The sequence below is a fragment of the Streptomyces triticirhizae genome (genome assembly GCF_003696235.1).
Lineage (GTDB): Bacteria > Actinomycetota > Actinomycetes > Streptomycetales > Streptomycetaceae > Streptomyces > Streptomyces triticirhizae.
The window spans coordinates 1-7,565 of the sequence record NZ_RFFJ01000247.1; the positions used below are offsets into that span (position 1 = coordinate 1).

6 protein-coding genes are annotated in these 7,565 nt (G+C 73.1%); 4 read left to right on the top strand and 2 right to left on the bottom strand.

The genetic code is table 11. The features are described from left to right. Positions 1 to 789: 789 nt before the first annotated feature. Positions 790 to 2,862, bottom strand: coding sequence for a glycoside hydrolase family 31 protein (locus tag EBN88_RS26990; RefSeq protein WP_122399661.1), 2,073 nt, complete (start codon positions 2,860 to 2,862; stop codon positions 790 to 792). A gap of 128 nt (positions 2,863 to 2,990) precedes the next feature. Here EBN88_RS26990 and EBN88_RS26995 point away from each other — a divergent pair, with 128 nt between their 5' ends. Then, positions 2,991 to 4,313, top strand: coding sequence for a hemolysin family protein (locus EBN88_RS26995; protein WP_122399662.1), 1,323 nt, complete (start codon positions 2,991 to 2,993; stop codon positions 4,311 to 4,313). Continuing rightward, a complete protein-coding gene (locus tag EBN88_RS27000) occupies positions 4,310 to 5,320 on the top strand; it encodes a hemolysin family protein (RefSeq protein ID WP_122399663.1) in 1,011 nt (336 codons plus the stop codon). Before EBN88_RS26995 ends, EBN88_RS27000 begins: the two co-directional genes overlap by 4 nt. A gap of 194 nt (positions 5,321 to 5,514) precedes the next feature. Here the strand turns inward: EBN88_RS27000 and EBN88_RS27005 are convergent, their stop codons facing one another. Further along, positions 5,515 to 5,769, bottom strand: coding sequence for a hypothetical protein (locus tag EBN88_RS27005; RefSeq protein ID WP_233581016.1), 255 nt, complete (start codon positions 5,767 to 5,769; stop codon positions 5,515 to 5,517). Between the two features lie 130 nt (positions 5,770 to 5,899). On the opposite strand from EBN88_RS27005, the gene EBN88_RS27010 reads away from it, so the two are divergent. Continuing rightward, positions 5,900 to 6,739, top strand: coding sequence for a helix-turn-helix domain-containing protein (locus tag EBN88_RS27010; RefSeq protein WP_122399664.1), 840 nt, complete (start codon positions 5,900 to 5,902; stop codon positions 6,737 to 6,739). Then, positions 6,726 to 6,911 (top strand): DUF397 domain-containing protein, encoded by a 186-nt coding sequence (locus tag EBN88_RS27015; protein ID WP_122399665.1) that lies wholly within the window; start codon positions 6,726 to 6,728, stop codon positions 6,909 to 6,911. Before EBN88_RS27010 ends, EBN88_RS27015 begins: the two co-directional genes overlap by 14 nt. Positions 6,912 to 7,565: the final 654 nt, after the last annotated feature.

Here is a 7,565-nt window from a genome sequence, read left to right on the forward strand (position 1 = left end):
AGCGCGCGGCGCGGCCGACTGCGGAGCGCCGCCGGCGCTGGGCGCCGCCGGGCGCCGGGCCTGAGGCCGGCCGTTGCCGTTGCCGTTGCCGTTGCCGTTGCCGGCAACTCGCGGATACGGCAACGGAGTTCCCGCACCCCGAGTGCCCCGGGGCCCAGGGCTCGTGCGGGGCGGTCCCGGGGAGTCTCGGGGCCGGCCGGGCCACTGCCACGCCACTACTACGCCCGCAACTCGCCGTCACGGCAACGGAGTTACCGTCCGCACAGCGAAGGGGCCCCCAGGCCCGAGGGCTCGTCCGGGCCGGTCCCGGGGAGGCCCAGGGCCGAGTGCCGTTGGCGTCCTCCTCGCTGTCGCCCGCGAACTCACGGGTGGCGCAGCAGAGTTCGCGCCCGCTCGATCGAGTGGCCCGGGGCCGTTCACGGCCAGCCGCGCCCTCCCGCGCGGCCGTGAACCTTTCGGCAGCGCCCCGGAGTTCTCGCACCCGCCCGGCCGGGTGGCCCAACTCCGTTGACGACCCGCCGCACGGGCCCCCGCACCCGGGAACTGGCCTGCGCCGCGCCGAAGTTCGTACCGGGTCCCGACTCCGGGGGCCATGGACGGCCAACCGGGCGCGCCCCGCGCCCGAGAACTGGCCTGCGCCGCACCGGAGTTCGTTCCGGCCGCCCCGGCCCCGGCCCCGGCCCTGGCCTCGGGCCGGGAGCCCGGGACCCACACCCCCGGCCCTGGAGGGGCCGCCCGGCCCCGAACGGCCCCGGGCCCGAGGCCGGCCAGCGGCCGGCGGGCCCCCGGTCAACCGGCGGAGCCCCCGGCGGAGCCTCCCGCCGGGGCCAGCACCGCGTCAACGCCGAGGTCCGCGCGGACGAAGGCCGGGAACTGGTCGGGCGCGCAGCGCAGTTCGTGCCAGCCGGGGCCGGTCAGCGGCGGGCAGCCGACCAGCGGGGTCCACTCGCCCTCCGGCACCCACAGCCGCCGGTGGCCGCCCGGCTCCAGGACCGGGGCGACCAGCACGTCCGGGCCGAACAGGTACTGCGCCCACGCGTCCCGCGCGCCCCGGTCGCCCGGGTACGCCAGCGGCATCGGCCGCATCAGCGGCAGCCCCTCCGCCGCGCCGCGCTCGGACGAGACCGCGACATAGCGCCGCATCCGGCGCCGCAGCCGGCAGGCCGCCACCGCCGCCTCCCCGAACGGCTCGCCGTAGGCCGTCGGTTCGCGCCGGCCGAAGCCGTGGAAGCGGGTCAGCGGGGAGAACGCCGCCCACTGCGCCCACCGCCCGTACAGTTCGGGGTCCACGTCGGCGTGGACCGCGTTCGGCGTCATCGTGGCGCGCAGTTCCCTGGCCCTGCGGTAGGACGCGGGGGTCCAGTAGCCGCCGGCGTCGTGGGTGACGACCGAGCAGCCGCTGAGCGACATGGACAGCACCGCGCGCAGTGTGGAGACCAGCCCGGTCCAGGTGGAGGGCAGGTCGCCGGCCCAGTGCGCCGGGTCGCGCTGCGAACCGGCCGTCCCCGAGCGGGAGATCGCGACGAAGTCGCCGGCCCGCGCCCGGCGGCCGGCCTCGTGGACGGTGTCCTGGTAGATCAGGCCGTAGGCGTTGCGCCAGTCGGCCCCCTGGCGGCCGTCGGCGAAGACGGCGTCGTCGGGGATCTCCTCGCCGAAGTCGGAGAGGACCGCCGCGTTGTGCTCGGTGCGGAGCGTGGTGACGAGCCGCTCGCACCACCACTCGCGGGCCTCCGGGTGGGTGAAGTCCACCGCGCAGATCCCCGGGTCGTCGGCGACGGAGGCCGGGCGGCCGGTGGCGTCCCGCACCAGGTAGCCCCGGGCGGCGAGTTCCTCGCCGAGCGGCCCGTCGCGTTTGACATAGGGGTTGATCCACAGGCTGAGCCGGACGCCGCGCTCGGCGAGCCGGTTCGCCCAGCCCTCGGGGAAGCGGGCGCGGTCGGCCTCCGTCGACCAGGACGGGTCGTCCAGCACGGACTGGTCGAGCCACTCGTCGACATGGACCACGTCCACCGGGCAGTCGGCGCGCCGGAGTTCGTCGACGGTCTCCACCACCTCGTCGGCGGTGAAGTAGGAGCTGCGGCTCATCCACACGCCGAAGGCCCACTCGGGCAGGGTGCGGGGCCGGCCGGTGAGCGCGAGGTAGCGGCGCAGGATGGTGGGCGCGTCGCCGGAGAGCAGGAAGAGGTCCAGGTCCTCGCCGTCGATCCGCAGGCAGGCGGCCTCCGAGTGGGTGGCGCCGAGGTCGGCGTCGACCTGGGCCCCGGTGTGCGCGAACAGGCCCCAGCCCGCGTCGGACCACAGCAGCGGAACGTTGAGGTAGGCGGAGTCCCGGCCGCCGTCCCGGTTCTGTTCGGTGTTGCGCATCCGGCGGCAGCGGCCGCGCAGGTCGATGCCCTGGTAGCTCTCGCCGCCGCCGTAGACGGCCGCCCCCGGCGCCAGATGGACGGTCTCCACCCAGCCGGCCGGTCGTTCGGCGGTCGCCGGCCGGTAGCCGGCCAGGCAGGGCACGGTCTCGGCGCGGGGCCTGGCGAAGCGGGCGAACGCGCCGAACCGCAGCCCCTGCACCACCTCGCCCGGCGCCCCGCCGTCCCAGTGGGCGGCGACCTCGGGCCCGGTGATGTCCACGCCGTCGGGCGTCCTGGTGAGCGTCGCCGGCCGGTCCTCCAGCGGGAGGAGCATCGGGCTGCCGTCCTCGTCGAGGCCGGGCCCGGCCGAGCGCAGCCGCAGCACCCCGGGCACGGGAACGGTCGCCACCAGCCGCACCACGCGGCCCGAGCCCAGGGTGACCAGCAGCTCGCGGCCGTCGGCCGAGACCTCGGCCGCCACATAGGGATCGGTCCCGTGGTCGTGCTCCTGCTCCATCGGGGCCGCTCCTCCCTGCGCGTGACCCGCGCGCGTGACCTGCCGGGGGCGCGCCGAGTACCCGGGCGCGGAGCGGGCAAACGCGGAACATCCGACCGTGCGGCACGGTGCGAGGAGAGGATGGCCCGGTGACGGAAGTGGTGCTGTTGTTCGTGGCGCTGGCCCTGACGCTGGCCTGCGCGGTCTTTGTCGCCGCCGAGTTCTCCCTGACCACCGTGGAGCGCGGGCAGTTGGAACGGGCGGCGCGCGAGGGGCAGAAGGGCGCGGCGGGCGCGGTGCGGGCCGTGCGGCAGCTGACGTTCCAGCTGTCCGGGGCGCAGCTGGGGATCACGGTGACCTCGGTGGTCATCGGGATGCTGGCCGAGCCGTCGGTGGCGGCGCTGCTGCGCGGGCCGCTGCGGGACGCCGGCCTGTCGCCCTCGCTGGCCTCGTCGCTGGCGGTGGCGCTGGGCGTCGCGCTCTCGACGGTGGTGCTGATGGTGGTCGGCGAGCTGGTGCCGAAGAACTGGGCGATCTCCCGCCCGGTGCCGGTGGCCCGCGCCATCTCGGCGCCGCAGCGGCTGTTCACGGCGGCGTTCGCCCCGTTCATCCGGCATCTCAACGAGATGGCCAACCGGCTGGTGCGGGCCTTCGGGATGGAGCCGACGGAGGAGCTGGCCTCGGCCCGCACGCCGCAGGAGTTGGTGGCGCTGGCCCGGCACTCGGCGGCCGAGGGCGTGCTGCCCAGGGACTCGGCGGAGCTGTTCGTGCGGACCCTGCACCTGGCGGAGCTGACGGCGGAGAACGTGATGACGCCCCGGGTCGCGGTGCGGGCGCTGCCCACGACGGCGACGGCGGCCGACGCGGCGGCGCTGACGTTGGAGACGGGCCTGTCGCGGTTCCCGGTCTTCGAGGGCGGCCTCGACGAGGTGGTGGGCGCGGTGCACATCAAGGACGTGCTCGCCGTCGAGCGCGGACGGCGCGCCGAGACGCCGGTGACGGAGCTGCTGACGGAGGCGGTCCTGGTGCCGGACAGCCTGCCGGTGGACCGGCTGCTGGAACGGCTGCGCGGCACACGTTCGCTGGGCGTGGTCGTGGACGAGTACGGCGGAACGGCGGGCGTGGTGACCTTGGAGGACATCGTGGAGGAGGTCGTCGGCGAGGTCCGGGACGAGCACGACCCGGCGGAGACGCCCGACCTGGCGCGGACCGGGCCCCGGCGGTGGGAGGCGGGCGGCAGCGCGCGCCTCGACCAGCTGGCGGCGATCGGGCTGGCCGTGCCGGAGGGCCCCTACGAGACGGTCGCCGGGCTGCTCGCCACCGAGCTGGCGCGGATTCCGGAGGTCGGCGACACGGTGGAGGTCGGCGGCTGGCGGCTGGCGGTGCTGCTGACGGCCAGGCACCGGGCGGAACGGGTGGCGATCACCGCGCCCGAGGACGCGGCGCGGCCGGCGGGCGGTGAGCCGCGGTGACCATCCTGCAACTGACGCTGGGCGCGCTGTCGATCCTGGTCAACGCGTTCTTCGTGGGCGCCGAGTTCGCCCTGATCTCGGTCCGCAGGGACCAGATCGAGCCACGGGCCGAGGCGGGGGAACGGGGCGCGCCGACGGTGCTGTGGGCGCTGCGGCACCTGTCGGCCATGATGGCCACCGCCCAGCTGGGGATCACCGCGATGTCGCTGGTGCTGGGCGCGGTGGCGGAGCCGGCGATGGCGCACCTGCTGGAGCCGGTCTTCGACCTGCTGGGGGTGCCGGACGGGCTGGTGCACCCGATCTCGTTCGCGATCGCGCTGTCGGTGGCGACCTACGCGCACATGCTGTTCGGCGAGATGGTGCCGAAGAACATCGCGCTGGCCGCGCCGGAGCGCACGGCGCTGCTGCTGGGCCCGGCGCTGGTGGCGCTGACCCGGGCGCTGCGGCCGGTGATCTTCGGGATCAACTCGTTCGCCAACCTGCTGCTGCGGCTGCTGCGGGTGGAGCCGAGGGACCAGGTGACGTCGGTCTTCACGGAGATGGAGCTGGCGGAGATGGTGGCGGACTCCAACGCGGCGGGGCTGCTGGCCGCCGAGGAGAGCGAACGGCTGCGCGACGCGCTGGAGTTGGGCAGCCGGACGGTCACCGAGATCATGGTGCCGACGAGTCGGATGGTGACGGTTGGTCACCGGGTGACGCCCCGTCAACTGGAACGGGCGTCGTCGGCCTCGGGTTACTCGCGGATGCCGGTGACCGGGCCCGGGCGCACGGTGTTGGGCTTCCTCCATGTGAAGGACGCGCTGGCGGCGACGGACCGCGACCGGGACCGCCCGTTCCCGCGCCGCGCGCTGCACCCGGTGGTGCAGGTGCGGCTCGACACCCGACTCGACGACGTCCTGACGGCGATGCGCGCGGCGGAGACCCACCTGGCGTCGGTCGTCAACGAACGTGGCACGCTGCTCGGGTTCGTGACGATGGAGGACGTCCTGGCGGAACTGGTCGGTTGACCGGAGCCCGGGGCGGGGGCCCTGGGCGGAGAGCCACCCCCACGCCAGGACTGGGCAGACCGGTGTGGGGGTGGCCGCCACCCGTGTCGCCGCGTGGGAACGCGGGACGCCCGGACGCGGGTGGCTGTCTGTGGAGCGGTGGCCGTGTCGGGCAAACGTTCCAACGTCCAGCCGTGCGGGGGAAGTTGCGGCGCTCACCGCAAGTCCCGGGTCGCCAACGCTTGAATGATCTTGCGGGCGGTCTCCTCGGTGACGCGGCCCAGCTCGATCAAGGGCGGGACGAACGGCTGGAGCATCGAGGGGCCGTCCAGCCCCAGGGACGGGAGCGTGATCCCGTGCGCGGCAAAGGCGCTTGCCAGCTCTGACACGGTTCGCTCCGGGTCGATGTCGTCGGGCTCGACGTGGCGCTGGTCGTCGATGGCGCTGAGAAGGGTCGTCGGGTCGGTCATGGCAGCTCCCTGGGTGGTTGGAGTGCGGGGTAACCAGAACAGCACACACGGCGACCGAAAGTTGGGGATGATACCCGCACATGACTCGGCATCATGACGGAAGTCGGCCCCCTTGGAGAGGAAAGAGCTGGTGGCAGCGTCGCACGACGAAGGTGCGCCCGAGGTGATGAACGACCTTGAATACTTGGGGGCCGAGATCAAAGAGGCCCGCCTACGAGCCGGCCTGTCCCAACGCCAGTTCGCCTCTGGTACGGGGTTCACTCAGAGCTACATCAGCAAGGTTGAACGCGGGGCGCTCATCCCATCCCGGAAGTTCGCGCAGAAGTGCGATCTGGTGCTGGGCGCCGACGGCCGGTTCGAGCGGCAGCGCGAGCGCCTGGTCAAGCGGGGACACCCGTCATGGTTCGCGCCGTTCGCAAAGATGGAGGCGGAAGCGCGGGCGATCATGGTTTGGTCCGTGTGGATTCTTCCCGGGCTGTTGCACACTGAGGACTACGCCCGCGCGCTCTTTCGAGCCGGAAACCCCGACGTATCAGACGAGTGGATCGAAAAGAAGGTCGCCAACCGCATGGCGCGGCGGGGATTGCTGACCCGGGAAAACCCTCCGAAATTCTGGGCGATCATCAACGAAGCGTCACTGTTGTCCCATATCGGCGGCGTACGGGTAATGAGGGCACAACTGGAGCATCTGGCAGAAGCGGCACGAATGCCCAAAATCACCCTACAGGTGCTCAGTCGCACCGCTGAGGCTCCCCCAGCGACGGAACCCTTCATCCTGTTGGAGATGCCCCAGCAACGCACCGTGGCTTACACGGATACAGCGCTCGGTGGCCAGATGGCCACCAGCGATGACCAGGTAGAGTTCTGCCGGTCGGCTTTCGAGAGGCTTAGGGCGGAAGCGTTGAGCCCAACCAAGTCCATCCGGCTCATCGAGAAAATCGCGAAGGAACTGCCGAATGAAGACGTCTGACACCCCGTGGCGCAGGAGCAGCTACAGCAGCAACCAGGGCGGGGAATGCCTCGAAGTCCGAGACGGCGTCCCGGGAGTCGTGCCTGTCCGTGACTCGAAGGTCACCGACGGCCCGACCCTGAACGTGCCGGGCCCCGCCTGGACCATGTTTGTGAAGCACGTCAAGAGCTGATCACCGAACAACAAGTAGCCCCTGTGGAGACAGATTCCACGGGGGTCACTTGAGTTCGAAAGGCGAAAGCCCCGGCGGGACTTCCCCCATGTCCGCTGGTGCGCGATGAACACGACCTGGGAGTATCCCCGCGCGGGCGGGGAGCAGCCCCAGGGGGTGCAGCAGGTCGGTCATGCCGGGACCATCCCCGCGCGGGCGGGGAGCAGACATCGCCGGCGCGGCCGACCCAATCGGCCGTGGGACCATCCCCGCGCGGGCGGGGAGCAGCCATCTCGATGGCGGGCGGTGACGCGCTCGGTGGGACCATCCCCGCGCGGGCGGGGAGCAGCGCTACGGTCTGCGGATGACATTCGATGAGGCGGGACCATCCCCGCGCGGGCGGGGGGCAGCCTGGCCCCTGAGGAAGCCACCGCCGTGGATCGGGGACCATCCCCGCGCGGGCGGGGAGCAGAGGTCGTGAGCTGCGGGTTTATCGGGGGTGGTGGCGGATTTTACTCAACTTTACCTTTGGGGCCCGACAGGGCCGAGTGGTCGCTGCTCCAAGACGTTTCACCGCACCGACGTCCCCACCTTCCGAGGCGGCGCCGCGCCGCCGCCCCGGCGTCAGCGTAGCCGTGGCCGGGCGCGGGCCGTCGCCCGCCCCGTCGCCGGCGC

Excerpts from the sequence above, each read along its gene's own strand:
- EBN88_RS26990 (WP_122399661.1), bottom strand. The coding sequence starts at position 2,862 with ATGGAGCAGGAGCACGACCACGGGACCGATCCCTATGTGGCGGCCGAG.
- EBN88_RS27015 (WP_122399665.1), top strand. The coding sequence starts at position 6,726 with ATGAAGACGTCTGACACCCCGTGGCGCAGGAGCAGCTACAGCAGCAAC.
- EBN88_RS27005 (WP_233581016.1), bottom strand. The coding sequence starts at position 5,769 with ATGACCGACCCGACGACCCTTCTCAGCGCCATCGACGACCAGCGCCAC.